This is a genomic window from Novosphingobium sp. (assembly GCF_025351285.1).
Lineage (GTDB): Bacteria > Pseudomonadota > Alphaproteobacteria > Sphingomonadales > Sphingomonadaceae > Novosphingobium.
Genome location: NZ_JANXWG010000028.1, coordinates 1 through 24,234, shown reverse-complemented (window position 1 = coordinate 24,234; position 24,234 = coordinate 1). Strand labels below are relative to the sequence as shown.

General features: G+C 63.3%; 26 protein-coding genes. 17 read left to right on the top strand and 9 right to left on the bottom strand.

Features of this window, described 5'->3' with window-relative positions; translation table 11 throughout:
• The 12 genes from Q0R16_RS03550 to Q0R16_RS03495 form a co-directional block, all read left to right on the top strand.
• A partial coding sequence (locus tag Q0R16_RS03550) for a molybdopterin-dependent oxidoreductase (RefSeq protein WP_295632017.1) occupies positions 1-524 on the top strand: 524 nt, incomplete at its 5' end.
• A 65-nt stretch (positions 525-589) separates the two neighbouring features.
• On the top strand, positions 590-1,693 hold the full coding sequence (nuoH, locus tag Q0R16_RS03545; RefSeq protein WP_295632021.1) for an NADH-quinone oxidoreductase subunit NuoH: 1,104 nt from the start codon (positions 590-592) through the stop codon (positions 1,691-1,693).
• Positions 1,690-2,175 (top strand): NADH-quinone oxidoreductase subunit NuoI, encoded by a 486-nt coding sequence (nuoI, locus tag Q0R16_RS03540; RefSeq protein ID WP_295632010.1) that lies wholly within the window; start codon positions 1,690-1,692, stop codon positions 2,173-2,175. Before nuoH ends, nuoI begins: the two co-directional genes overlap by 4 nt.
• A gap of 27 nt (positions 2,176-2,202) precedes the next feature.
• Positions 2,203-2,820, top strand: coding sequence for an NADH-quinone oxidoreductase subunit J (locus tag Q0R16_RS03535; RefSeq protein ID WP_295632007.1), 618 nt, complete (start codon positions 2,203-2,205; stop codon positions 2,818-2,820).
• 14 nt (positions 2,821-2,834) lie between these two features.
• Positions 2,835-3,137 carry an NADH-quinone oxidoreductase subunit NuoK gene (gene nuoK, locus Q0R16_RS03530; RefSeq protein ID WP_295632020.1) on the top strand — a complete coding sequence of 101 codons (303 nt, stop codon included), beginning with the start codon at positions 2,835-2,837 and terminating at the stop codon, positions 3,135-3,137.
• A 5-nt stretch (positions 3,138-3,142) separates the two neighbouring features.
• Positions 3,143-5,200 carry an NADH-quinone oxidoreductase subunit L gene (gene nuoL / locus Q0R16_RS03525; RefSeq protein WP_295632004.1) on the top strand — a complete coding sequence of 686 codons (2,058 nt, stop codon included), beginning with the start codon at positions 3,143-3,145 and terminating at the stop codon, positions 5,198-5,200.
• The gene (locus Q0R16_RS03520) at positions 5,197-6,741 is read left to right on the top strand and encodes an NADH-quinone oxidoreductase subunit M (protein WP_295632001.1); all 1,545 of its coding nucleotides are present in this window, start codon (positions 5,197-5,199) and stop codon (positions 6,739-6,741) included. The genes nuoL and Q0R16_RS03520 overlap by 4 nt, the downstream gene beginning before the upstream one ends.
• On the top strand, positions 6,741-8,219 hold the full coding sequence (nuoN, locus tag Q0R16_RS03515) for an NADH-quinone oxidoreductase subunit NuoN (protein ID WP_295631998.1): 1,479 nt from the start codon (positions 6,741-6,743) through the stop codon (positions 8,217-8,219). The genes Q0R16_RS03520 and nuoN overlap by 1 nt, the downstream gene beginning before the upstream one ends.
• A gap of 10 nt (positions 8,220-8,229) precedes the next feature.
• Positions 8,230-8,961 carry a biotin--[acetyl-CoA-carboxylase] ligase gene (locus Q0R16_RS03510; RefSeq protein ID WP_295631995.1) on the top strand — a complete coding sequence of 244 codons (732 nt, stop codon included), beginning with the start codon at positions 8,230-8,232 and terminating at the stop codon, positions 8,959-8,961.
• A complete protein-coding gene (locus tag Q0R16_RS03505; protein WP_295631992.1) occupies positions 8,945-9,763 on the top strand; it encodes a type III pantothenate kinase in 819 nt (272 codons plus the stop codon). Before Q0R16_RS03510 ends, Q0R16_RS03505 begins: the two co-directional genes overlap by 17 nt.
• A 36-nt stretch (positions 9,764-9,799) precedes the next feature.
• Positions 9,800-11,449, top strand: a complete 1,650-nt coding sequence (locus Q0R16_RS03500; RefSeq protein WP_295631989.1) for a ribonuclease J — start codon at positions 9,800-9,802, stop codon at positions 11,447-11,449.
• A gap of 3 nt (positions 11,450-11,452) precedes the next feature.
• Positions 11,453-11,734 carry a DUF1467 family protein gene (locus tag Q0R16_RS03495; RefSeq protein WP_295631986.1) on the top strand — a complete coding sequence of 94 codons (282 nt, stop codon included), beginning with the start codon at positions 11,453-11,455 and terminating at the stop codon, positions 11,732-11,734.
• A gap of 3 nt (positions 11,735-11,737) precedes the next feature.
• On the opposite strand, the gene Q0R16_RS03490 is transcribed toward Q0R16_RS03495, so the two are convergent.
• On the bottom strand, positions 11,738-13,024 hold the full coding sequence (locus tag Q0R16_RS03490) for a cyclopropane-fatty-acyl-phospholipid synthase family protein (protein WP_295631983.1): 1,287 nt from the start codon (positions 13,022-13,024) through the stop codon (positions 11,738-11,740).
• A gap of 251 nt (positions 13,025-13,275) precedes the next feature.
• Between Q0R16_RS03490 and Q0R16_RS03485 the strand changes: the two genes are divergently transcribed.
• Positions 13,276-15,339: a S46 family peptidase gene (locus tag Q0R16_RS03485; RefSeq protein ID WP_295631981.1), complete on the top strand. Its 2,064-nt coding sequence runs from the start codon at positions 13,276-13,278 to the stop codon at positions 15,337-15,339.
• 54 nt (positions 15,340-15,393) lie between these two features.
• Here the strand turns inward: Q0R16_RS03485 and Q0R16_RS03480 are convergent, their stop codons facing one another.
• Positions 15,394-15,801: a glycine zipper 2TM domain-containing protein gene (locus Q0R16_RS03480; protein ID WP_295631978.1), complete on the bottom strand. Its 408-nt coding sequence runs from the start codon at positions 15,799-15,801 to the stop codon at positions 15,394-15,396.
• A gap of 171 nt (positions 15,802-15,972) precedes the next feature.
• Between Q0R16_RS03480 and Q0R16_RS03475 the strand changes: the two genes are divergently transcribed.
• Together Q0R16_RS03475 and Q0R16_RS03470 are read left to right on the top strand one after the other, a co-directional pair.
• A complete protein-coding gene (locus Q0R16_RS03475; RefSeq protein WP_295631975.1) occupies positions 15,973-16,824 on the top strand; it encodes a PhzF family phenazine biosynthesis protein in 852 nt (283 codons plus the stop codon).
• A gap of 57 nt (positions 16,825-16,881) precedes the next feature.
• Positions 16,882-17,247 (top strand): hypothetical protein, encoded by a 366-nt coding sequence (locus Q0R16_RS03470; protein ID WP_295631972.1) that lies wholly within the window; start codon positions 16,882-16,884, stop codon positions 17,245-17,247.
• Between the two features lie 86 nt (positions 17,248-17,333).
• Here the strand turns inward: Q0R16_RS03470 and rlmN are convergent, their stop codons facing one another.
• Positions 17,334-18,599 carry a 23S rRNA (adenine(2503)-C(2))-methyltransferase RlmN gene (gene rlmN, locus Q0R16_RS03465; RefSeq protein WP_295631969.1) on the bottom strand — a complete coding sequence of 422 codons (1,266 nt, stop codon included), beginning with the start codon at positions 18,597-18,599 and terminating at the stop codon, positions 17,334-17,336.
• A 263-nt stretch (positions 18,600-18,862) separates the two neighbouring features.
• Here rlmN and Q0R16_RS03460 point away from each other — a divergent pair, with 263 nt between their 5' ends.
• On the top strand, positions 18,863-19,528 hold the full coding sequence (locus Q0R16_RS03460) for an outer membrane beta-barrel protein (RefSeq protein ID WP_295631966.1): 666 nt from the start codon (positions 18,863-18,865) through the stop codon (positions 19,526-19,528).
• A gap of 75 nt (positions 19,529-19,603) precedes the next feature.
• On the opposite strand, the gene Q0R16_RS03455 is transcribed toward Q0R16_RS03460, so the two are convergent.
• Genes Q0R16_RS03455 through Q0R16_RS03440 form a run of 4 tightly spaced genes read right to left on the bottom strand, consistent with a single transcriptional unit; the run spans position 19,604 to position 21,263 of the window.
• On the bottom strand, positions 19,604-20,200 hold the full coding sequence (locus Q0R16_RS03455) for a hypothetical protein (RefSeq protein WP_295631964.1): 597 nt from the start codon (positions 20,198-20,200) through the stop codon (positions 19,604-19,606).
• Positions 20,201-20,243: 43 nt separating this feature from the next.
• Entirely contained in the window at positions 20,244-20,447 is a 204-nt protein-coding gene (locus Q0R16_RS03450; protein ID WP_295631961.1) for a hypothetical protein, read from the bottom strand.
• Positions 20,447-20,629, bottom strand: a complete 183-nt coding sequence (locus Q0R16_RS03445; protein WP_295631958.1) for a DUF4169 family protein — start codon at positions 20,627-20,629, stop codon at positions 20,447-20,449. Before Q0R16_RS03445 ends, Q0R16_RS03450 begins: the two co-directional genes overlap by 1 nt.
• Positions 20,630-20,639: 10 nt before the next feature.
• Positions 20,640-21,263: a histidine phosphatase family protein gene (locus Q0R16_RS03440; RefSeq protein WP_295631955.1), complete on the bottom strand. Its 624-nt coding sequence runs from the start codon at positions 21,261-21,263 to the stop codon at positions 20,640-20,642.
• A 52-nt stretch (positions 21,264-21,315) separates the two neighbouring features.
• Here Q0R16_RS03440 and Q0R16_RS03435 point away from each other — a divergent pair, with 52 nt between their 5' ends.
• Positions 21,316-22,299 (top strand): peptidyl-alpha-hydroxyglycine alpha-amidating lyase family protein, encoded by a 984-nt coding sequence (locus Q0R16_RS03435; protein WP_295631952.1) that lies wholly within the window; start codon positions 21,316-21,318, stop codon positions 22,297-22,299.
• 91 nt (positions 22,300-22,390) lie between these two features.
• Here the strand turns inward: Q0R16_RS03435 and Q0R16_RS03430 are convergent, their stop codons facing one another.
• Positions 22,391-23,362 carry a CsgG/HfaB family protein gene (locus Q0R16_RS03430; RefSeq protein WP_295631949.1) on the bottom strand — a complete coding sequence of 324 codons (972 nt, stop codon included), beginning with the start codon at positions 23,360-23,362 and terminating at the stop codon, positions 22,391-22,393.
• A gap of 318 nt (positions 23,363-23,680) precedes the next feature.
• Positions 23,681-24,202 carry a DUF2306 domain-containing protein gene (locus Q0R16_RS03425; RefSeq protein WP_295631946.1) on the bottom strand — a complete coding sequence of 174 codons (522 nt, stop codon included), beginning with the start codon at positions 24,200-24,202 and terminating at the stop codon, positions 23,681-23,683.
• Between the last annotated feature and the right edge of the window lie 32 nt (positions 24,203-24,234).

Below are 24,234 nucleotides of genomic sequence, written 5' to 3'. Positions count from 1 at the left end.
CGGCGGCGCCGAAGATGGTGATTTCGCTGGGTGCGGACGAGGTGGATTCTGCCAAGTTCGCCGGCTCGATGATCGTCTATATCGGCCACCACGGCGACAAGGGCGCGCACGCGGCGGACGTGATCCTGCCGGGCAGCGCCTTCACCGAGAAGGACGGCACTTACGTCAACACCGAAGGCCGCGTGCAATTCGCCGAAAAGGCGGTGTTCGCGCCGGGCGATGCGCGCGAGGACTGGACGATCCTGCGCGCGCTGTCCGATGCGCTGGGCGTGACGGTCGGGTTCGACAGCTTTGCCGCCCTGCGCGCCAAGATGATCGCCGAAGTGCCTGCGCTGGGCGTCGAAGGCCTCGCCAATTACGGCGCGCTGCCCAAGGCGGACGGCAACGCGATCGCCAGCGGCACGATCGGCTATCCGATCAAGGACCGTTACCTGGTCAACGCGATCTGCCGCGCGAGCCCGACCTTGCAACGTTGCTCGGCAGAACTGATCCACGGTGAAAGCTTTGCGGAGGCCGCGGAATGACCTCCTTTTTTCAAGACTTCTACCTGCTTGGCTGGGTTCACCAGTGGCAGCTATTGCATGTTACGATGGGTTATGCACCCGCTTGGGCGCTGGCCACCATCGCCGGCATCCTGCTGATCGCGTTTCCGCTGATGCTCGGCGTGGCGATGATCATTTATGCCGATCGCAAGATCTGGGCGGCGATGGCGCTGCGCAAGGGGCCGAACGTGGTCGGGCCGTTCGGGCTGCTCCAGTCGTTCGCCGACGGGTTGAAGGTGTTCCTGCAGGAAACCATCATCCCCTCGGCCGCGAACAAGGCGCTGTTCCTGATCGCGCCGATCGTGACCTTTACGGTCGCGTTACTGGCCTGGGCGGTGATCCCGTTCAATTCGGGCGCGATCCTGGCCGATATCAACGTGGGCCTGCTCTACGTGCTCGCGATCAGTTCGCTGGGGGTTTACGGCACGGTGATGGCGGGTTGGGCTTCGAACTCGAAGTACCCGTTTTTCAGCGCGATGCGCGCCTCTGCTCAGATGATTTCGTACGAAGTGTCGATCGGGTTCATCCTGATCTGCGTGGTGCTGTGGGCGGGGACGTTCAACCTCGACGGCATCGTCCAGGCGCAAAAGAGCCATGTGTGGATCATCAACGGCTTCGTCGCTAACCCGCTGCTGTTCCCGATGTGGGTGATGTTCCTGATTTCGGGCATGGCCGAAACCGGCCGCGCGCCGTTCGACCTGACCGAGGCCGAGAGCGAGCTCGTCGCCGGCTACCAGACCGAATATTCGAGCATGAGCTTCGCGCTCTACTGGCTGGGCGAATACGCCAACGTGCTGCTGATGTGCGCGCTCAACGCCACGCTGTTCTGGGGTGGATACCTGCCGCCGCTCGACCTGCCGTTCCTGTACTTTATTCCAGGCACGATGATCAGCCTCGGCTTCTTCTGGCTGTTTCTCAAGATCCTGTTCTTCTTCTTCATCTTCAGCTGGGTGAAGGCGACCGTGCCAAGGTATCGCTATGACCAGTTGATGCGGCTGGGCTGGAAGGTGTTCCTGCCGCTGTCGCTGTTCTTCGTGTTCCTGGTGAGCGGGTATCTGATGGCAACGCACCATTTCTGTGATGCTGATCAGACATTGTATTCTGATGCTGGCCAATATGCGCGAATGCAGAGCAGTGGAGTTTGCAAGTGAGCGTCGGACAACTCATCAAAGCTTTCACGCTGTGGGAGTTCCTCAAGGCGCACTGGTTGACCTTGCAGTACTTCTTCAAGCCCAAGGCGACGATCAACTATCCGTTCGAGAAGAACCCGCTCTCGCCCCGCTTCCGTGGCGAGCACGCGTTGCGCCGCTATGCCAATGGCGAGGAACGCTGCATCGCGTGCAAGCTGTGCGAGGCGGTGTGCCCGGCCCAAGCCATTACAATTGAATCCGAGCCAAGGGATGACGGCAGCCGCCGCACCACGCGTTACGATATCGACATGACCAAGTGCATTTTCTGCGGCTTTTGCCAGGAAGCCTGCCCGGTCGATGCCATCGTCGAGGGGCCGAACTTCGAATACGCGACCGAAACGCGCGAGGAACTGCTCTACGACAAGACCAAGCTGCTCGCGAACGGGGACAAGTGGGAGCGGGCCTTGGCCGCGAACCTTGAAGCCGATGCGCCCTACCGCTAGAGGCCGCGCGACGATGGGGATCCGTCCATGATTCAGGCTTTCGCCTTCTATCTCTTCGCCGTGCTGGTGATCGCGAGCGGTGCGTTCTGCATCCTGGCGCGCAATCCGGTGCATTCGGTGCTGTGGCTGATCGTGGCGTTCTTCAACGCGGCGGGACTCATGGTGCTGGTGGGCGCCGAGTTCATCGCGATGCTGCTGGTGATCGTCTACGTCGGCGCGGTGGCGGTGCTGTTCCTGTTCGTGGTGATGATGCTCGACATCGATTTTGCCGAACTGCGCGCCGGGTTCGTGCGCAATTTCCCGCTTGGGATCGCTCTGGCGCTGGTGCTGGTGAGCGAACTGGTGCTGGGGCTGGGCGCGCTGAAAGTGGGTGGGCTCAAGCTCGGCGCCTCTGATGGCAGCGCGATGACCGCCACCGGGCAAAGCAATATCGAGGCGATCGGCGCGCTGCTCTACAGCCGCTACCTGTTCGTGTTCGAAGCGTCGGGAATGATCCTGCTGGTGGCGATGATCGGCGCGATCGTGCTGACGCACCGTCAGCGCAGCGATACGCGCGGGCAGAACATTTCGCGCCAAGTTGCGCGCCGGCCCGATGAGGCCACGCGCAACGAACGGCCCGAAGTTGGCCAAGGGATTCAACTGTGATCGGCCCAAGTTCTATCGGTATTGAACATTACATCGTGGTGAGCTCGATCCTGTTTGTGCTCGGCGTGCTGGGGATTTTCCTCAACCGCAAGAACGTGATCATCATCCTGATGGCGATCGAATTGATCCTGCTCGCGGTGAACCTCAACTTCGTCGCGTTCAGCGCCTTCCTGCATGACCTCACCGGCCAGATTTTCGCTATGTTCGTGCTAACCGTGGCGGCGGGCGAGGCGGCGATTGGCCTGGCCATCCTGGTCATCTATTTCCGCCGGCGCGGCACGATCGCGGTCGACGACGTCAACCGGATGAAGGGGTAAGTCCGTTGCAAATCCTCTTCATCGTTTTCCTGCCGTTGCTGGCAGCTATCGTGGGCGGCCTTGGCAACAAGGCGCTCGGCAACTTGGCGGTCAAGACGTTGACCACCGGCGCGCTGTTCATCAGTTGCGCGCTGTCGTGGCCGATCTTCATCAGCTTCCTCAGCGGCCATGCCGAAGCGAGTGTCACCCCGGTGCTCCACTGGGTCTCATCGGGCGCGATGCAGTTCGATTGGGCGCTGCGCGTCGATACGTTGACCGCGGTGATGCTGGTGGTGGTGACCAGCGTCTCGGCCTTGGTCCACCTCTATTCGTGGGGATACATGGACGAGGACCCCGATCAGCCGAGGTTCTTCGCCTACCTCAGCCTGTTCACCTTCGCGATGCTGATGCTGGTGACGGCGGACAACCTCGTCCAGATGTTCTTCGGCTGGGAAGGTGTGGGGCTCGCATCGTACCTGCTGATCGGGTTCTGGTTCCGCAAGCCCAGCGCCAACGCTGCCGCGCAGAAGGCCTTCGTGGTCAACCGCGTGGGTGACTTGGGCTTCATGCTCGGCATTTTCGGCACGTATTGGGTGTTCGGCACGGTCTCGATCCCGGCGATCCTCGATGCGGTGCCGTCGGTGCACGGCCAGATGATCCATTTCCTGGGTCATCAGTGGGATACGATGACCGTGCTGTGTATCCTGCTGTTCATCGGCGCGATGGGCAAATCGGCGCAGTTGGGTCTGCACACCTGGCTGCCCGACGCGATGGAAGGTCCGACCCCGGTTTCGGCGCTGATCCACGCGGCCACGATGGTGACTGCAGGCGTGTTCATGGTCTGCCGGCTTTCGCCGATGTTCCATGCGAGCCCGACCGCGTCCACGTTCGTGACCTTCATCGGCGCCGCAACCTGCTTGTTCGCCGCCACGGTCGGCACCACGCAGTGGGACATCAAGCGGGTGATCGCCTATTCGACCTGCTCGCAGCTCGGCTACATGTTCTTCGCGGCGGGCGTCGGCGCTTATGGCGCGGCGATGTTCCACTTGTTCACGCACGCCTTCTTCAAGGCGCTGCTGTTCCTGGGCGCGGGCTCGGTGATCCACGCGATGCACCACGAGCAGGACATGCGCTATTACGGCGGCTTGCGGAAAGAAATCCCGCTGACCTTCTACGCGATGACAGCGGGTACGCTCGCCATCACCGGGGTGGGCATCGCAGGCGCTTTCGGGTTCGCCGGGTTCTATTCGAAGGACGCGATCCTCGAAGCCGCCTTCGCCAGCGGCAGCGAGATGGGCCGCTTCGCCTGGGGCATGGGCGTGTTCGCCGCGCTGCTGACCAGCTTCTATTCGTGGCGGCTGGTGTTCCTGACCTTCTTCGGCAGGCCCCGCTGGGCGCAGTCCGAGCATATCCAGCACGCGGTTCACGATGTGCACGGCCATGGCGATCATGCGCAGGACGATCACGCGCACGACGATCACTCGCATGGGGCCCATGGCCACGATGCGCATGGCGACGGCACCGCCGGCTACCACCCGCACGAAAGCCCGCTGTCGATGCTGATCCCGCTCGGCTTGCTGTCGGTGGGCGCCATTTTCGCCGGCTGGGTGTTCGCACCGCATTTTGTAGGCCTCGAAGGCGCGGCCGAGTTCTGGAAGGGCGCGGTGATCGTCGACAAGGAGCTGATCGAGGCATCCGAGCACATCGGCTTTTGGAGCCTTGCGCCCACGATCGTGATGCTCACCGGGCTGTTCGTCGCCTGGTACGCCTATATCCGCAACCCGCGCTTCCCGGCGCTTTTCGTCGAGCAGTTCACCGTCGTCCACCGTTTCCTCTACAACAAGTGGTACTTCGACGAGCTGTACGACCTGATTTTCGTCCGCCCCGCGTTCTGGATCGGGCGACAGTTCTGGAAGCTCGGCGATATAGGCATCATCGATCGCTTTGGCCCCAATGGTGCCGCCTGGGTGGTTGCGCAAGGCAGCCGCGCCGCGGTGAAACTGCAATCGGGATATCTCTATAGTTATGCATTGGTCATGCTCGTCGGACTTGTCGGCGCGGTCAGCTGGGTGATCGCACGATGACGGGTTTTCCGATCCTTTCGCTGATGCTGCTGGTGCCGCTCGTCGGGGCGGTGGCCTGCCTCAAGGCTTCTGCGCCCACCGCGCGGATGATCGCGTTGGTGGCCACGCTGATCGACTTTGCGCTCGGCGTCGTGCTGTGGAGCCAATATCAGATCGGCGGCCCGCAGTGGCAGTTCACCGAGCATGCCGCCGTGTTCGCGGGCTTCTCGTGGAAGCTGGGCATCGATGGCATCGCATTGATGTTGATCGAACTGTCGGTATTCCTGATGCCGGTGTGCATCGGCGCGAGCTGGACTTCGATCCAGACCCGCGTCGGCGAATACATGGCGGCGTTCCTGCTGATGGAAACGCTGATGATCGGCGTTTTCACTGCGCAGGATCTGTTCCTGTTCTACATCTTCTTCGAAGCCGGCCTGATCCCGATGTACCTGATCATCGGGGTGTGGGGCGGCGCGGACCGGATCTACGCCAGCTACAAGTTCTTCCTCTACACGCTGCTCGGCTCGGTACTGATGCTGATCGCGATGTTCTGGATGGTGAACAACGCCGGAACCAGCGACATCCCCACGCTGATGCAGTACAATTTCCCGGTCGGCGCGCAGAAGTGGCTGTGGCTGGCGTTCTTCGCCAGCTTCGCGGTCAAGATGCCGATGTGGCCGGTCCACACCTGGCTGCCCGATGCGCACGTGCAGGCACCCACCGCGGGTTCGGTGATCCTGGCGGGCGTTCTGTTGAAGATGGGCGGCTACGGCTTCATCCGCTTCTCGCTGCCGATGTTCCCCGATGCCAGCGTGGAATTCGCGCGGCTGATCTTTGTGCTGTCGATGATCGCAGTGGTTTATACCAGCCTCGTCGCGCTGGTGCAGCACGACATGAAGAAGCTGATCGCCTATTCCTCGGTCGCGCACATGGCGATCGTCACGGTCGGCCTGTTCGCGTTCAACCGCCAGGGCCTTGAAGGCACGATGATCGTGATGCTCAGCCACGGACTGGTCGCCGGCGCCTTGTTCCTGTGCGTCGGCATCATCTACGATAGGCTGCACACGCGCGAGATCGACCGTTACGGTGGGCTGGCGATCAACATGCCGCGTTATGCGCTGTTCTTCATGGTGTTCACGATGGCCTCGGTCGGGTTGCCGGGCACCAGCGGGTTTGTCGGTGAATTCCTGAGCCTGGCGGGCATCTGGCAAAGCTCGACCACGGTCACGCTGGTCTGCACCACCGGTATCATCCTGGGCGCAGGCTATATGTTGTACCTTTATCGCCGCGTGATCTTCGGTGAACAGAAGCATGCCGATACCGCCGCGATGCCCGATCTGGATATGCGCGAATTCGCGATGGTGATCCCGCTGGCGCTGGTTGTTCTTTGGATGGGCATTTACCCCGAAAGCTTCCTCGCTCCGATGCGCAACGATATCGGCGCGCTCGAAGCGCGCATGGCGGCGAGCCGGTGGAAGATGGCGAATGCCGGTGTGCATGCGCAAGTCAAACCCGCACGGCTGGCCGTGGCACCAAGTACCAAAGTCGGGGAGGCGCGCTGATGACTCTGGTGGATTCGCTCCGCCTCGGCGCGCCCGAGGAATGGCTGAGCGTTGCGGGCCTTGGCCTGTTGATGGTTGCTGCGTGGGGCGGCGACAAGGCCGCGCGGTTGATCGGCCTGCTGGCAATCACGGCGCTGGTCGTGGCGGGTGTGCTGGTTGCGCCAAGCTTGACCGGGCATTTGTCCGGATCGGCGGTTGCGGCGTTTCAGGGTCAATATTCGGGTGATGCTTTTGCCGCGTTTGGCAAGCTGCTGATCTATTTGTCCGCCATCGTAACGTTGATCATCGCACCGCGGTTCTTCGATCGATCGGGCGGCATGCGTGCCGAATTCCCGCTGCTGGTGCTGTTCGCATCGCTGGGCATGGGGCTGATGGTTTCTGCAACCGACCTGATCATGCTCTACATCGGGCTCGAACTGAACAGCTTGTCGGCTTACGTGCTCGCCTCGATCCTGCGCAACGATGACCGTTCTGCCGAAGCCGGGCTCAAGTATTTCGTGCTCGGCGCACTGGCGAGCGGGATTCTGCTGTTTGGCATGAGCCTGGTCTATGGCTTTGCCGGCACTACCAGCTTCCACGGCATCCACGCCGCGTTGAATGGTCCGATGGCGATGGGCGCGACCTTCGGCATGATCTTCATGCTGTCGGGCCTGGCCTTCAAGATCAGCGCCGCGCCGTTCCACATGTGGACGCCCGACGTCTACGAAGGCGCGCCGACGCCGGTGACCACGTTCTTCGCCACCGCACCCAAGGTCGCGGCGATGGCGCTGCTGATGCGGGTGATGCTGGTGGCGTTCGGCGCTGAAGTCGGCGCGTGGCGGCAGATCATCGTGTTCGTGTCGTTGATCTCGATCGTGATCGGCGCGCTGGGCGCGATCGGGCAAACGAACGCAGAGGGGGGCAACATCAAGCGACTGATGGCCTATTCGTCGATCAATAACGTCGGCTTCATCCTGGTCGGGCTGGCCGCCGCGACGCCGCAGGGCGCGTCGGCGATGCTGGTGTACCTGGCGATCTACGTTGCGATGTCGGTCGCGGGCTTCGTTGCGGTGTTGCTGCTGCGCGATGAGGAAGGCAACCAGATCGAAGCGATCGCCGATCTCGGCGGCCTGTCGAAGCGCCGCCCCGGCATTGCCGCCGCGCTGGCAGCGGTCATGTTCAGCCTGGCGGGTATCCCGCCATTGTTCGGGTTCTGGGGCAAGTTCGTGGTGTTCCAGGCGGCGGTTGCGTCGGGGCTGCTGTGGCTGGCCGCGCTGGGCATCGCGGCTTCGGTGATCGGGGCGTTCTATTATCTCAAGGTCGTCAAGGTCATGTATTTCGACGAGGATGTGGGCAAGGTCACCGGCGCCGGCGACACGCCGCACTTCGCGCTGCTGATCGCGTCGGGCGTGTTCATTTCGCCGCTCGGCTATCTGGCTACGCCGTGGCTGGGCGGGCTGGCAGACGGGGCGGCAGCCGCGTTGTTCCACGTCGGTTGATGTTTCGGGGTTGATCCAAACCGTTGCAGAGATCGGTTCAACCAACAGCGCGTTGCTGGCACGGCTGGCCGACGGGCAAGCCACTGGCGAGGGTGACTGGCTCGTCGCCGATCGCCAGACCGGCGGGCGCGGGCGTGCCGGACGGACGTGGTTCGACGGGCTAGGCAACTTCATGGGCTCGACAGTTGCGTGGTTGAGCGCCGGCGATCCACCCGCGCCAACGCTCGCGCTGGTTGCCGGCGTGGCGGTTCATCGCGCCATCAGCGGGCTGTCTCCGGGCTTGCGCGACGTCTGGCTCAAGTGGCCGAACGACGTCTTGCTGGCAGGCGCGAAACTTGGCGGCATCCTGCTCGAACGGCAGGGTGATGCAGTGGTCGTGGGCATCGGCGTCAACCTTGCCCCCGCCCCCGATCTGCCCGATCGTCCAAGCGCGAGCTTGCGCAGCGCAGGGCTTGATATCGCGCGAGATACTTTCGCGGAGGCGCTGGCGGCGCAATGGTCATCGGCCCTCGCAAGCTGGCACTTGGGCGATTGGCCGGCCCTGCGCGGCGAATGGCTGGAGCGCGCGCACCCGCTAGGCACGCGGCTGATGGTGCGCGATGCGGGCGGAGAACCGATCGAAGGCACATTTGCGGGGCTCGAACCGCATGGCGCGGCGCTACTGCGCTTGGCGGACGGCGCCATGCGTGCCATCCACGCGGGCGAAATAGAACTGGTGAGAGCGGATGCTGCTGGCGATTGACATCGGAAATACCAACGTGGTGTTCGCGCTGATGGACGGGCGCACCGTTGCCGCGCGCTGGCGGATTGCTACCGACCCGCGCCGCACGGCGGATGAATACGCGGTGTGGCTGCTGCAACTGATGCGCATCGCGGGTTTCTCGCGCGAGGATGTCGATACCATCATCGTGTCGACCGTGGTGCCGCGCGCGCTGCACAACATCCAGGTGCTGTCGCACAACTATTTCGGACAGCCGGCGCTGGTGGCGGGGCAGGCGCCGTTCGATTGGGGCTTTACTGCCGATGTCGATGAACCGCGTTCGCTCGGCGCCGATCGCGCGGTCAACATCATCGCCGCGCACGATGCGCATCCGGGCGACCTGATCATTGTCGATTTTGGTACCGCCACCACGTTCGACGCGGTCGATTTCACCGGCGCCTACAAGGGCGGGATCATCGCGCCGGGCATCAACCTGTCGCTCGATGCGCTGGTCAATGCCACCGCCAAGCTGCCGCGCATCGCGGTCGAACCGCCCAAGAACATTTCGAGCGGTGGCAACAGCCGGAGCGTGCTCGGCCGCAACACCGAAGACCAGATGCACATCGGCGTGTTCTGGGGCTACGTCGCCTTGCTCGAAGGCCTGATCGCGCGGATGAAGGTGGAGATCGGCCGCCCGGCCAAAGTGATTGCCACCGGCGGGCTGGCGGTGCTGTTCGACGGGCATAGTGCGGTTTTTGACGTGGTGGAGCCCGACCTGACCTTGAAGGGTATGGCGATTCTCGCGGAACGCGCTACGGCCGCCGCATCACCCGCCGCCGCCTGACTGGCTCGGGATTCCCCATTTGCAAAGTACAAAGTTGTGACCCCAGGTAACGAATTACTGTTTCTCGCGCTCGGTGGCTCGGGCGAAATCGGGATGAACGTCAACCTTTACGGGTGTGATGGCAAATGGCTGATGGTCGATCTGGGGATGACTTTCGCCGATCCCTACTATCCGGGCATCGACCTGGTGTTCGCCGACCTGGAGTTCATCGAGGAACGCGCCAAGGACCTTGTCGGCGTGGTGCTTACGCATGGGCATGAGGACCACATCGGCGCGGTGCCCTACTTCGCCGCCGAACTGGGCGTGCCGCTCTATGCCACGCCGTTCACCGCCAAGCTCGTCGCCGAAAAGCTGAAGGAAGCCGGGCTGACGAATGACGTCGAACTCAGGGTGATCGATCACGAGGACCCGTTCTGGCTCGGCCCGTTCGGCATCCGCTACGTGCCGCTGGCGCACTCGATAGCCGAGGGCAACGCGCTGGTGATCGACACGCCGTATGGCCGCGTGTTCCACACCGGCGACTGGAAGCTCGACGACGAACCGATCATCGGCGTTCCCGCCACGGCCGAGGAATTGACCGAACTGGGTGACAGCGGCGTGCTCGCGCTGGTGTGCGATTCGACCAATGTGTTCAATGCCAAGCCATCGGGTTCCGAAGGCGCGGTGCGCGACGGGCTGCTCGAAACCGTGGGCGGATTGACCGGGCGCGTGGTGGTGACGACGTTCGCCTCGAACGTGGCGCGGTTGCAGACTCTGGGCGAAGTGGCGGTGGCCACCGGGCGCCAGTTGTGCGTGGCCGGGCGTTCGCTCGATCGGATCATCGGCGTGGCCAAGTCGTGCGGCTATCTGAAAGACTTCCCCGACACGATCGATCCCGATTCCGCTATGCGGCTGCCACGGCGCGAAGTCATGGTGCTGGCCACCGGCGGTCAGGGCGAATCACGCGCCGCGCTGGCGCGTATTTCGGGCGGATCGCACCCAATCAAGCTCGAAGCCGGCGATGCGGTGGTGTTCTCCAGCCGCCAGATCCCGGGTAACGAACTGGCGATCGGGCGCATCCAGAACCAGTTGGCATTCAAGGGCGTTTCGATCGTCACCGACCGTCAATCGATGATCCACGTTTCGGGCCATCCTGGGCGGCCCGAGCTCGAGGCCTTGTACCGCTGGATCAGGCCCGAGATGCTCGTGCCGGTCCACGGCGAAATCCGCCACATGGCCGAGCAGGCGCGCGTCGGCCAGGCGGCGGGCATTCCGCGCACGATCGTCCAGAAGAACGGCGATCTGATCCGGCTGGCGCCCAATGGGCCGCACAAGCTGGGCGAGGAAGTCAACGGCCGGCTGGTGCTCGATGGCGAAGTGATCGCACCTGCCGATGGCGCGGCGATGGTGGCGCGGCGCAAGCTGGCGGAAAACGGCCTGGTTACCGTGGCACTGGCGGTCAGCCTTGAAGGCAAGCTGAAAAGCCAGGTCGAAGTCGCGGCGATCGGTATTCCGCTTGAGGATGATCTGGCGGATTTCGTGGCCGAAGCGCAAGTCGACGTGGCCGATGCGGTTTCCGCGCTGAAGGGCGACAAGAAGCGCGATCGGCGCGCCGTGGCCGAAGCCGTGCGGCTGGCCGGGCGACGCGCGGCGCAACGCTGGTCGGGCAAGAAGCCCGTGGTCCAGGTCTTGTTGCGGGAGGGTTGAACGGTGCGCTGGTTTTCGATCGCCGCGATCTATTTGCTGTTCTGGGTGATCACCGCCTTCGCCGTGATGCCGTTCGGCTTGCGCACCCCGGCCGACGACAAGACCACGGCCATGGTGCCGGGGCAGGCGGATAGCGCGCCGATCAACTTCCGGCCGTGGACGGTGATCAAGCGCACCACGCTGTTCGCCACGCTGGCGTTCGCGCTGTTCTATGCGAACTGGGTCTATGGCTGGCTGGCGTTCAGCAACTTCGACTTCACGCAGTGGATCGTGCCGAGCAAATAGGCGCTATTCGGCAGCTTCCTGGAATGCGGGATCGAGATGCCAGGCCGGTTCCTGGTCGATCGCGCGCAGCCGGATTGCTTCGATGTCCATGTAGTCGCGCGTCATCGGCAACACGCCGCGCTGCTTGACCGACTGGATCTGAAAGTTGACCATCGCTCCGGTGCGGAAGCTTTGTTCTGCACCCACCAGGTAATACTGCCACATGCGGAACATCTCGGCGCTGTAGAGCGCGGTGATTTCAGCCTCGTGCAGCTTGGCGCGGCGGTACCATTCCTCCAGCGTGTAGGCATAGTGGAAGCGCAGGACTTCGATGTCCGAGACCTCCCAGCCGCCCTGTTCCAGCGCCGTGGTGAATTGGCTGAGCGCGGGGATGAAGCCCCCCGGAAAGATGTATTTGCGCGTCCATTTGTCGGTCACGCCCGGCCCGCGCGCACGGCCGATGGTGTGGGTGAGCATGATCCCATCGTCGTTGAGCAGGGCGTTGGTCTTGGTGAAATACTCCTGCAAGTGCGGTTTGCCGACGTGTTCCACCATGCCGACGCTGGTGATGCGGTCGAACTGTCCTTCGACGTCGCGGTAATCGATGAGCTGGAATTTGACCTTGTCGGCCACGCCCATTTCAGCGGCGCGTTCCTGCGCGAACCTGATCTGATCGGGCGCCAGGCTCACGCCGAGCACTTCGCAACCGTAATGCCGGTTGAGATACAGCGCGAGACCGCCCCAGCCGCAGCCGATGTCGAGCACGCGCAAATGGCCTGATTTGCCGGGCACCAGCCGAAGCTTGGCCGCGATCAGCGCCTTCTTGTCGACTTGCGCGCGTTCGAGCGAGTTCTCCGGATCGCGGAAATAGGCCATCGTATATTGCCGGTCCTCATCGAGAAACAGCTCGTAGAACTGACGGGTCAGGTCGTAGTGATGCTTGACGTTGCGGCTGGCTCGTCCGCGCACGTTGAACTGGTTCAGCTTGCCGCCGAGCACGTTCAGGCTGTGCCGTAACGGGTTTGCCGGCTTCATCGCGCCTGGCAAGCGGTTGGCGTTGGCCATGAACAGCAGCACCATGTCGCGGATATCGTGCGGCGGCAGCACCACCAGCCGGCCGTGCATATAGGCTTCGCCCGCGCCGACATCGAGGTGCCGCGCGATGTGCATGGCGGCGCCCTTGTCGGTCAGCCGGACCGAAACCGGATCGGCAGAAGGATCACCATAGTCGTATTCGCGCCCATCGTAGTCGGTCAGGTGAATGCGTCCCTGATGGATGACGCGCCGCAGAATCTTGTCGAGCAACCACATTCAGCGCACCCTAAGTTCATGGCCATGGCTGGCAACCCCTGAAACGGGGACCCGTTCCATGATCGCTACGGCCTGATTGCAAAATCCGCATCTCACAATCGGCTCATCACAAACCACTTTTCTAGGCCGCTTCAGCTTGTCATGATGGCAGCATGCCGGTGCGCAAATCGTGCCGCCAGACCATTCGAACCATTTCCCTCCGCCGTTACGCGCGGGATCGGTACTGGCTCGTACAACGACAGGATACATGGATGACAATCAAAGCAATATTGCTCGGCGGGGGCCTGTTTACCGGCGCCGCGCTTGGTGTGACCCTGGGCGCAACCCCGGCCATGGCCGATGAAGGCATGTGGACCTTCGACGCCTTTCCGACGGCGAAGATGAAGGCGGATTACGGCTTTGCACCCGATCAGGCGTGGCTCGACAGGGTGCGTGCATCGGCGGTGCGGCTGACCGGCGGGTGTTCGGCCAGCTTCGTTTCGGGCGAGGGGCTGATTCTCACCAACCATCACTGCGTGGTCGGCTGCGCGCAGGATCTTTCCACCGCTACCAACGATCTCGTCGCCAACGGCTTCATCGCCGCGGCGCGGACCGAGGAGCGCAAGTGCCCCGGCCAGCAGGCCGAAGTCGTGACGGCAATCAGCGACGTGACCGGCGCGATCAAGGCGGCGATCGGTGGCGCCACCGGCGATGCCTTGGTCAAGGCGCGCGACGCCAAGATTGCGGAGATCGAAAAGGCGGGCTGTTCCGATACGAAAACCACGCGCTGCCAGGTGGTCACGCTGTTCGGCGGCGGGCAATACAAGCTTTATACCTACCGCAAGTATTCCGATGTGCGGCTGGTGTGGGCGCCCGAATTCCAGGCAGCGTTCTTCGGCGGCGATCCCGACAACTTCAATTACCCGCGCTATGCGCTCGATTCGGCGTTCCTGCGCGCTTATGAAAACGACAAGCCGGTCAAGGTCTCCAGCCATCTCAAGTGGACCGCGCGCGCGCCCAAGGTGGGCGAACCGACGTTCGTGGTGGGCAACCCCGGCAGCACGCAGCGGCTTTACACGATGGACCGTTTTGCCTTCGTGCGCGAAGTGTCGTTGCCGATCACGCTGTCGACCTATTCCGAACTGCGCGGCCGGATCATTTCGGCAATGGAGCAATCGGCCGACAAGAAACGCGAAGGCGGGGATACGCTGTTCGGCATCGAGAACAGCCTCAAGGTGTTCGTCGGCCGGCAGAAGGCGCTTAACGATCCGACTTTCGTCAAGACACTGGCCGACAATGAAGCGCAATTGCGCGGCAAAGTCGCGGGCAACGCCGCGATCGGCGATCCCTGGGCCGATACCGCCAAGGCGGTTGCCGCTTATCGCGAACTGTACCTGCCGTACCGCTTTCTCCGGCCCAATTCGGACTTGTACGAATTCGCGCACGATCTGGTGAAGATCGCCGCAGAACGTGCCAAGCCCAATGGCGAGCGACTGCCCGAATATACCGACAGCCGGCTGCCGCTGCTCGAAAAGCAGATCACCGATCCGCGCCCGGTCTACCCGTGGCTCGAACAGATCAAGCTCGAATGGAGCCTGTCGAAGGCGCGCGAATACCTGGGCGCGGACGATGCCGATACCCGGCTGCTGCTCGGCAAGGAATCGCCCGAAGGCCTGGCGGCGCGGTTGCTGGGAGGCACCACGCTGGCCGATCCGGCGGCGCGCAAGGCACTGCTCGATGGTGGCGCGGCCGCCATTGCGGCTTCGACCGATCCGATGATCCAGTACGCGAGGGCTCTCGATGCGCGCGATCGTGAACTGACCAAGGTGTTCAACGAACGCTATGATGGCCCGATCACATCGGCCACCGCCAAGCTCGCCGATGCGCGGTTCGCGGCGTACGGCACCGGACTTTATCCCGACGCCACGTTCACGCTGCGGGTCAGCTATGGCAAGGTCCAGGGCTGGAAGGAACGCGGGGCGGATGTCGCGCCGATCACCACGATGGGCGGCGCGTTCGACCGCGCAACAGGCAACGATCCGTTCGTGCTGGCCAAAGCCTTCACCACCAACGCGGCCAGGATCGACAAGGCCACGCCCTACGACTTCGTGACGACCAACGACATCATCGGCGGCAACTCTGGTTCGCCCGTGGTCGATCGCGATGGCAACGTAATCGGTGCGGCGTTCGACGGGAACATCCACTCGCTCGGCGGCAATTACGGCTATGAGGGAGACGTCAATCGCACGGTCGTGGTGTCGACCGCGGCGGTGCAGCAGGCGCTCGAGAAAATTTATCCGGCGCCGGCGCTCGTGAAGGAACTCAACGCGAAGTGAAGCCAACTGCTTGCCGGGCACAAAGTTGTGCCCGGCAAGTGATTGATGGCCGGATCAACGGCAGCGGATGTTGCCGCGATCGATCGAGCGACCCGCTACGCCGCCGCCCAGCGCACCCAGGATGATGCCCAGCGTCTGGTCGCGATTGCTGGCGATGGCGCTGCCAGCCAGCGCGCCAAGCCCGGCGCCGATGACCAGACCGGTCGAACCGTCGGTGCGATGGCAGTACGTACGGCCATCATTGCCGCGCCAGATGCGATCGTTGTTGCTGAGGCGGCGATCGTAGCCACGGCGCGGCTGATAGGCCCGATAGCCGTTCTGGTACTGGTTCTGGTTTTGATACTGGTTCTGCTCATGCGCACGGCGGCCATGCGCCGGGGCCCACGACGGCGGATCGGCAAGCGCGGGAGCGGCGGGAAGCGCGACGGCTGCAAGCACCGCAGCCAGGATTGCCTTCTTCATTGTACGTTTCCTTGTTTCTGTTCGATGGCGCTAGAACGATCCGGGCAGGGCGAAGTTTCCGGGTGAAATGGCGCAAATTGTAGCAACACATCCCAGATGGGCGGGATTAGTTGTTTAAAAAGCGATTTGTGCTGCCGATCCATCGTTTGCATGGTTGAAAGGACGTGGATTTTGTTACTCGATCTGGTCGATGTGTTCGGGTCGGTGCCGATGCGTGGCAACCCGCTTGGCGTGGTGCGCGGCGGCGAAGGACTGAGCGATGCGCAGATGCTGGCGCTGACGCGGTGGTTGGGGTTTTCCGAGACCACGTTCCTGCTCGCACCGACCGATCCTGCCGCCGATTATGCGGTGCGGATCTTCTACCCCGCCGGCGAGTTGCCGTTCGCCGGGCATCCCACGCTTGGGTCGTGTCACGCCTGGCTTGCCCAGGGCGGTGTGCCGCGCACGCCCGGCGTCGTGGTTCAGCAATGCCAGGTCGGGCTGGTGCGCGTGGCGCAGCAGGCGGATGCTGCGCTGGCCTTTGCCGCGCCGCCGCTGATCCGGTCCGGCGCGCTCGATCCGGCCGAACGGGATGAGGCGGCGCGTATAGCGGGCGTGCGACCCGAACAGATTGTCGATGCAGTCCACGCGAACAATGGCCCGGCTTGGAAGCTGTTGCGGGTGGGGTCGGTGGAGGAATTGCTGGCGCTGAACCCGCTCGCCGAAGCGTCGGTCGGCACAGATATCGGCGTTGTTGCCGCTTATCCCGAAGATCATGAGCTTCAGTTCGAATTGCGCGCATTCTTTGCCAATGGGCAGGGTAAAGTGATCGAAGACCCTGTCACCGGGAGCCTTAACGCGGCCTGCGCACAGTATCTCTTTGCCAACGGTTTGGCACAGGGGCGCTATCTGGCGGGGCAGGGCTGCAAGGTCGGTGCGGATGGGCGGATTGATTGTTCGATCGACGCCGACGGACAAGTCTGGGTGGGTGGCCGGTCGACCATCATCGCGTCCGGCGCAAAGCTGGCTTTCATGCCAAGCTGATCGCCTGCAAGATCGGCGCGGGACCGCTGCCCCGCGCCGTTTGCATCAACCGTGGTATTGGCCACGGCGCATGTGGTGGCGCCAATGGCGGCGATCATGCTGGGTGTGATAGCGGCCACGGTGCATATCGCGGTGCTCGCGGCGCATGTCATGACGGGCGTGCCGCATTTCGCTGCGATCGCGGCGCATGTCGTGGCGGTCTGCCATGCCTTCGCGGCGATCATGGTTCATGTCACGCGCCTTGGTGTTCACGGTCGCGCCATCGCGGTGCATGTCCTGGCCCATTGTGTGGCCATTGTTCTGCATGCCGTGCTGGGCGTTCATCTGGGCCATTGCAGGCGCTGCGGGTATGGCAAATGCCGCCAGGACGGCGGCCATCAGGAACTTTTTCATCGGGAAAATCCTCTCGCTTTACGCTTGTAGTGTACCCAGAACGGCTTCGCAGCCGATTGGCTCCGGCGGCGAACATGAATTCGGGGTAACCTTGGCGGTTTGCGATCGAAACGCGGCTAGTCCATCGCGGCCTGCTTTTCGGCCCAGACCTCGGCGGTCTGCCGATCGAGTTCGGCGCGCGATTTTTTCTCGGCCGATGTCTTCAACTGACCGCAAGCGGCATCGATGTCGCGTCCGCGCGGGGTGCGGATCGGCGCGCTGATGCCGCCTTCGAACACGATGTCGGAAAAACGCCGCACCCGTTCGGGTGTGGAGCATTCGTAAGGCGCGCCGGGCCATGGGTTGAACGGGATCAGGTTGACCTTGGCGGGCAGCTTGTAGTGCTTGAGCAGGCGGACCAGTTCGCGCGCGTCGTCGTCGCTGTCGTTGCGATCCTTGAGCATCACGTATTCAAAGGTAATGCGCCGCGCGTTCGAGGCACCGGGATAGGCAGCGCAGGCGGAGAGCAGTTCTTCGATCCCGTACTTGCGGTTGATCGGCACGATTTCGTCGCGCACGATCTTGCTGACCGCGTGGAGCGATACGGCCAGGTTCACGCCGATTTCCTCGCCGGCGCGTGCCATCAGCGGCACCACGCCGCTGGTCGACAGCGTGATCCTGCGTTTCGATAGCGCCAGGCCATCGCCATCCATCACAATGTGCAAGGCATCGCGGACATGGTCGAAATTGTAGAGCGGTTCGCCCATGCCCATCATCACGATGTTGGTGAGCAAGCGGCCGTCCGACGTGTAATCGGACTCGGATTCTTCCTCGGCAACGTCCATCCGCCCGCGCGGCCATTCGCCCAGCGCATCGCGCGCCAGCATGACCTGGCCGACAATCTCGCCTGGGGTCAGGTTGCGCACCAGCCGCATTGTGCCGGTGTGGCAGAACCGGCAATTGAGCGTGCACCCGACCTGGCTGGAGACGCACAAAGTCCCGCGATCGGCATCGGGGATGAACACCATCTCGAAATCGTGAGCATCGGCGGTACGCAGCAGCCACTTGCGCGTGCCATCGGTCGAAACTTGCGCTTCCATGATCTCGGGCCGGCCGATCACGAAGCGTTCCTCCAGCCACGGGCGCATGGTCTTGGCGATGTCGGTCATCGCCTCGAACTGGCAAGCGCCGCGATGATAGAGCCAGTGGTAGACTTGTTTGGCGCGCAACTTGGCGGCCTTGGCATCTAGACCGGCTTCGGCGAATAGCTCGGCGATGCGCGCGCGGGGCAGGCCGATCAGGTCGATCCGGCCGTCACTGCGCGTGGTGATGCCGCCTGTTGAAGCGGCGCGGGGCACGGGCACAGGATCGGTCTGGCCGGGAATGGTCATCAGCGGGGTCATAGCCCCGGCATATAGGTCCGATGGGCCGCCAGCGCCAGCGGGCGGTGTTTCGATCCGCCCGACTCAGTCGATCCCACCCGGTTCCCCGCCCGGACCGACCCTTGGACCCGCTGGACGCACGCGTATGTGACTAAATTACAACGGATTTTGGTTGTCTGAGGTTCATGAAACCGGCGTCCCTGCCGTTCATTGTCCATGCTCTGCCGGCCACTTCTTTCGGTTCGCAAGGTCGGCAGTGTCCAAAAGCACAATGGAGAAAACCCATGTCCAAGTTCATCGCCCTCCTTGCCGCTGGCGCCGGCATCGCGCTCGCCACCCCGGCATTGGCGCAGGAAACCGCGCCGGATGATTACGCAACCGGCATGTCCGGCTTCAAGATCGGCGCCGAAATCGGCTACGACCAGACCCGTGCCGGCAGCAGCGCCTCGGTCGCTTACGATCACCGCAAGATCGAAGGCCTGCTTTACGGTGCCACCGCCGGCTACGACTTGCCGATCGGCCGCAATGTTGTGATCGGGCCCGAAGTCGAATGGTCCGACAGCAACGCCAAGACCGGGTACAACCAGCCCAGCTTCGGCTTCGGCAGCGTTTCGACCGGCCGTGACCTTTACGCCGGTGGCCGTCTCGGCTTCGTCGTTTCGCCGCATACGATGGTCTATGCCAAGGGCGGCTATACCGACGCGCGCTTCCACATTCGCGCCAATGACGGCACCACCGATTACCGCAACGACCTGGGCGTCAGCGGCTACCGCGTTGGCGCCGGCGTTGAAGTGGCCCCGAGCGCAAAGACCTTTGCCCGCGTCGAGTATCGCTACTCGAACTACGGCCGTGGTCGCGTCGTCTATGGCGGCACGTCGAACGCCAGCAGCAGCTTCGACATCGATACCGACCGTCACCAGGTCGTGGCCGCTGTCGGCGTGCGCTTCTAAGTCCCTGACAAGCTGACGAAAATGCAAGCCCGGGCCGGTGCCAGAAAAGTTGCTGGCCGGTCCGGGCTTCGCGCATCAGCCACCCGCGCAGCCGACCAGCGCGGCATCCATCGCAGTGGCCGCACCGGCGAGCCTGTAGTTATCCGCAAACGAACCGCCCTGCCGGCCCGGGACGCGTACCCGCACCGTCATGCGTTCGGCGGAGCGCATCGCCGCGATCACCGCGGCATCGCCGCGCTGATCGGGCGCCCACGCATCCGACCCGCTGCCGACCAAAGCAATCGCCTGGCTGCCGATGCGCAGATCGATCCGAGTGCCCGGGCCAACAGCGCGCGAAAGCCGGAAGTGCACTTGCCCCCGCACTTTGGCGCGCGGCCAGATGCCGATCGTTGCGTATCCGATCTGCCCGCCGCGCCGCTGACTTCGCGCGATCGCATAGCAGCGCGGCACGCCGGGATCGCGAAATGCGCCCCAGGTCTCGAACACGCCCAGGCTGTCGCGCGCCGCCGCGGGGGGAGCCAAGGCAAGCACGGCGATCGCCAGAAAGGTGACAGTGTTGACGATGTTGACGGTGTCCTGGAGAAAACGTCGGGCTCGCCCCTGGCGTCCTTCTGATTCACCGAAAAACTGGCGAATTCTGGCAATCGGCATGGTCAGAATCGCAGCTTTCATGCGCGGCTCATGGCACAACTTGGCCGATGTAGGAAAGCGCCTCTCAGCCTTCGAGCAAATCGAGGTAAGCCACCACATCGTTGTCTGTGGCGATGAACAAACCGTCCTGCACGTCCTCGGGCTGTTCGGCCGCGAGCGCGAGAGCCTGGGCGAGCGATCCGTAAATGAGCGTCGTTGCCGCGCCGCCTTCGGACGCACTGTCGAGGTGATACAGTCGCACTGTTGCATCGGAAAAGGTGGTGCGCATCAGTCAGGTTCGCGCCGATTGCCGTCGAGCATCCGTGCCGCGCGCGCCGCTTCGGCCTTGCGTGCCATTCGCGCCGGCTTCGCTTCGCCGAACTTTGCGCGATTGGTGGCGGCGGTCGCGGCGGCATCTTTCCGTTCGCGGGCCTTGCGCGCCATGCGCAAGTTGACCGCTTCGCCAGTCATCGTCCAGTGCTCACGCGTGCATCACCCCGATCGGGGCACCGTAAAGCAGCCCGTCGACACCATTTTCGAGCAGTGTGATCGATCCTTGCGTCAACCCCGGCGCGATCGGTGCGCCGTAGCGCGGGTGAGGGGCAAGCCCGCTCATCACCCCGCGCAACACGCGGCTTGAAATTCCATGCATGACAATCAGGCGATCTCCTTCCACCTGACCCACATCAGCCAGCCATGACGTCAGCCGTGCCGCGATCGCCGGGTAGTCCTCGCCGTCGGGCGCGGGGGTGAGCAAGTGATCGGCATCGACGATCGGGCCGACTTCGCCCTGCACTTCGTCGTAAAGCCGGCCACCCCATGCGCCCATGCCGATTTCGCGCAGCCGCGCATCGCGGTGCGCGGCGAACCAGTCGAGACCGAGCTTATCGGCCACCAGCGCCAACGTCTGCAACGCGCGTCCCGTGTCCGAAACGTGGAGCGTGACCGCTGGTGCGTGGCCAAGGGCATCGCGTAACCGCTCGCCCATCTCGAGCGCTTGTGCCACCCCGGCCCCGGTCAGCGGGGTATGCGTTTGCTCCCCCTGCAACCGTCGCGCGGCGTTGAACACGGTTTCGCCGTGGCGCATGATGAAGAAGCGGGTCATACAGCCGCGTAACCACGCCGCTGCTGGCCGGCAAGCGAGAACGGATGCGATGATGCGAAAGACCATGATCGGGGCGCTGGCACTTGCGCTGATCGCGGGCTTGCCGGTCGTGGCCGCTGGACACAAGGTGCCGCAGCCGGGCTACCACGTCGTCCACGGTTGGCCGATGCTGCCGGCTGGTCGCGCGCTTGGCGCGGTGGCCGGAGTGTCGGTCGACCGGTCGGGCAATGTCTGGGTGTTTCACCGCGCGAGCCGGACGTGGAGCGAACCGTTCCCACCCACCACCATTGCCGAGCCGACCGTGGCCCAGTTCGACGGGCGGACCGGCAGGTTGCTGCGCGAATGGGGCGCGGGGCAATTCGTGATGCCGCACGGGCTGACGGTCGATGCTGGGGGCAATATCTGGCTTACCGACGTCGCGCTGCAGCAGGTGTTCAAGTTCACCCCCGAGGGCAAGCTGCTGCTGACGCTGGGCGAACCGCGCGTCGCCGGCAAAGATGGCGGGCACTTCAATCGCCCGACCCAGGTCGCGGTGGCAGCCGACGGAACCGTGCTGATCGCCGACGGATATATCAACACACGCATCGCGCGGTTCACCCCCGATGGCCGTTTCCTGGGTCAGTGGGGTACGCCCGGGCAGGGACCGGGCCAGTTCGATCATCCGCACGCGATCGTGATCGACCGTGCCGGGCGGGTTTATGTTGCCGATCGGGAAAACGACCGCGTCCAGGTGTTCGACGCCAATGGCCGCTTCCTCGAGCAATGGGCCTCGCCAGCAATCGGGCGGCCTTACGGCGTGGCGCTGATCGGAACGCGCGAAGTCGCGATCGCCGACGGCGGGGTCCAGCCCGAACATGGACCCGACCGTTCTGGCCTGGTCATTACCGATCGTCATGGGCGCCTGATCGAACGGGTCGGCCGCTTCGGCAACCAGGACGGCCAGTTCATGATGGCGCACCACATCGCCGCCGATCCGAGCGGTGCGATCTATGTCGTCGATATCACCGGGCGGCGGGTGCAGAAGTTCGTGCGGTGATCGTCCCACCAGAGCCGCGCCCAGCCCAGCAGTGGTTCCAATGCCTGCGCCACCACGGCCCCGGTGATTGCCAGTTTTCGGTAACCCGCGATCAGCGCGAAGGTGCCAGTTTGGTGTTCAGGACCCATCCGACATTGTCGTTTTCGTCGGCGATTTCCCACCACAACCCGCTCTGCTTGCCGGTCGGGTAGACGATCGAGCCGGGTGGCAGGGTGCGGATCACGCGGCTGGCGGCGAGCGCCGTTGCGCGCATCGCAACGGGGCTGATGGTGGTGAAGGTCTTGGCGGGGGATGCCTCGGCGGTGCCTTCGCTACCCGGCTGCACCAGGCCAAGGCTGGTGACCATCTTCGAATAGGCTTGAATGAACGAGAGCGTGACCACCCGGCCGATATCGGTGTTGTCATACCCCCCGCCGATACCACCGCCACCAACGCCTCCCGCGGCGAAGACGCCACCGACCGCAAACGAGGTATCCTTCTTGGCCGCATAACCGTCTTCGGTTGCGATGGTTTCGGTCGTGCGGACGTTGGTCAGGGACAGGACCGTGTTGGCTTCGGCTTTTTTGCTGCGAATGCCACCAAGCAAGCCACCAAACGGACCGCCGACAACTGCGCCAACGACCCCTGCGGCGCCCGACCCGCTTACATTGCTGTTCGCGCCCTGGATTTCCGCCACAAGGACATAGTCGGCTGCTTTGATCTGCCCCTGGCCGACGTTGGAACGACGCTGCAGCCCCAAGCCGTTGCCGATATCGCGTTCCTGCTGCGCCGCATTCAATCCGGCACCGCGATCGACAAGATTGAAGCATCCGGATCGAGCGATCAGCACTTTCAGCAACTTGGACGGCGGAGAAAGGCTGTTTTGAGTCCACGGCAAAGGATCGTCACCGTCTCGGACCGAAACTGTACCCAACTTTCGTGTGCAGTGAGGCACGTCGTTCATGGTCGCTTCTTGAAGCTTCTGTCCGCTCGATGCCTTGGCCAACTTTGGAGGGCCGGCCATGGCGCTTGATGAAGTTGCGAGAACGACGAGCGCAGCGCCAATACGAATGAAGCTTTTCACCACAATTTGCCCCTAACGATTCGCAAACAGCATAGCGCAAATGCAAATTCGGCAAAATTGATAAACAGATGCTTGGCCGACACGGCTTGATTCATCGAATAATTCAATAAATGTCTTTTTAATTCAATAAAATAGATCCGCGCAAGGCGGGCAAATCGTTTTGTATCATATACTGGGCAAAGGGTGCCGAAAGTCGAATCTCCGATCACGGTTTCTGTGGGCTGGTCTGTGCCGATTCTCCAGAAGGCTCCCCGCGCTTTGACGAAATGTGGCCACCAGTGCGCGCTGCGGGCAAGCCGGGCAAGATTCGCGCCCGGCTCATCCGACCAGCCACGCGAACATCAGTCGACCAGGGATGAAGGTGGCGAGGCCCGCCAGGATCAGCGAAATGAACAGCCGCGAAATCGCGCGTTGGTGGACACGGATATCACCGCGCATGGCGGCGCGCACCGCTACGACCAGCCCCACGATGGTGATGGCCGAAAGAATATGGATCGGGCTGAGACCGCCGGTGATGGTGTGCACGCCGAAGCTGGATATGGCTGCCACCATCATCAACGATGCCCAGATGCGGCAGAGCATCCGGTGCGTGCGATCGCCCTTGCGCCGAGCCAGCAGCCAGGCGCCGATCGGCACGGCGGGTACGACTGTCGCAAGGTGGATCGCCAGCCACACGCTGTGAATGGCGGGAAGCGGCGGCAGCCCGCGCGCCAGTCGCGCCGCCAATCCGGCGGCAAGCAACAGCGACAGCAATGCAGCGCCGGCCGACAGCACTTTGGGCTCGAACACGCCGGCGCTGGGCTTCTGGGACATCGCATGGGCAGGGGAGGTCTTGATCATGGCTAGGCTCCTTCGTCACCCCGAATGCCAGC

Coding starts and splice junctions, on each gene's coding strand:
- nuoH (WP_295632021.1), top strand. CDS start 590: ATGGGTTATGCACCCGCTTGGGCGCTGGCCACCATCGCCGGCATCCTG.
- Q0R16_RS03535 (WP_295632007.1), top strand. CDS start 2,203: ATGATTCAGGCTTTCGCCTTCTATCTCTTCGCCGTGCTGGTGATCGCG.
- Q0R16_RS03520 (WP_295632001.1), top strand. CDS start 5,197: ATGACGGGTTTTCCGATCCTTTCGCTGATGCTGCTGGTGCCGCTCGTC.
- nuoN (WP_295631998.1), top strand. CDS start 6,741: ATGACTCTGGTGGATTCGCTCCGCCTCGGCGCGCCCGAGGAATGGCTG.
- Q0R16_RS03505 (WP_295631992.1), top strand. CDS start 8,945: ATGCTGCTGGCGATTGACATCGGAAATACCAACGTGGTGTTCGCGCTG.
- Q0R16_RS03490 (WP_295631983.1), bottom strand. CDS start 13,024: ATGTGGTTGCTCGACAAGATTCTGCGGCGCGTCATCCATCAGGGACGC.
- Q0R16_RS03485 (WP_295631981.1), top strand. CDS start 13,276: ATGACAATCAAAGCAATATTGCTCGGCGGGGGCCTGTTTACCGGCGCC.
- Q0R16_RS03480 (WP_295631978.1), bottom strand. CDS start 15,801: ATGAAGAAGGCAATCCTGGCTGCGGTGCTTGCAGCCGTCGCGCTTCCC.
- rlmN (WP_295631969.1), bottom strand. CDS start 18,599: ATGACCCCGCTGATGACCATTCCCGGCCAGACCGATCCTGTGCCCGTG.
- Q0R16_RS03460 (WP_295631966.1), top strand. CDS start 18,863: ATGTCCAAGTTCATCGCCCTCCTTGCCGCTGGCGCCGGCATCGCGCTC.
- Q0R16_RS03455 (WP_295631964.1), bottom strand. CDS start 20,200: ATGAAAGCTGCGATTCTGACCATGCCGATTGCCAGAATTCGCCAGTTT.
- Q0R16_RS03450 (WP_295631961.1), bottom strand. CDS start 20,447: ATGCGCACCACCTTTTCCGATGCAACAGTGCGACTGTATCACCTCGAC.
- Q0R16_RS03445 (WP_295631958.1), bottom strand. CDS start 20,629: ATGACTGGCGAAGCGGTCAACTTGCGCATGGCGCGCAAGGCCCGCGAA.
- Q0R16_RS03440 (WP_295631955.1), bottom strand. CDS start 21,263: ATGACCCGCTTCTTCATCATGCGCCACGGCGAAACCGTGTTCAACGCC.
- Q0R16_RS03435 (WP_295631952.1), top strand. CDS start 21,316: ATGCGAAAGACCATGATCGGGGCGCTGGCACTTGCGCTGATCGCGGGC.
- Q0R16_RS03425 (WP_295631946.1), bottom strand. CDS start 24,202: ATGATCAAGACCTCCCCTGCCCATGCGATGTCCCAGAAGCCCAGCGCC.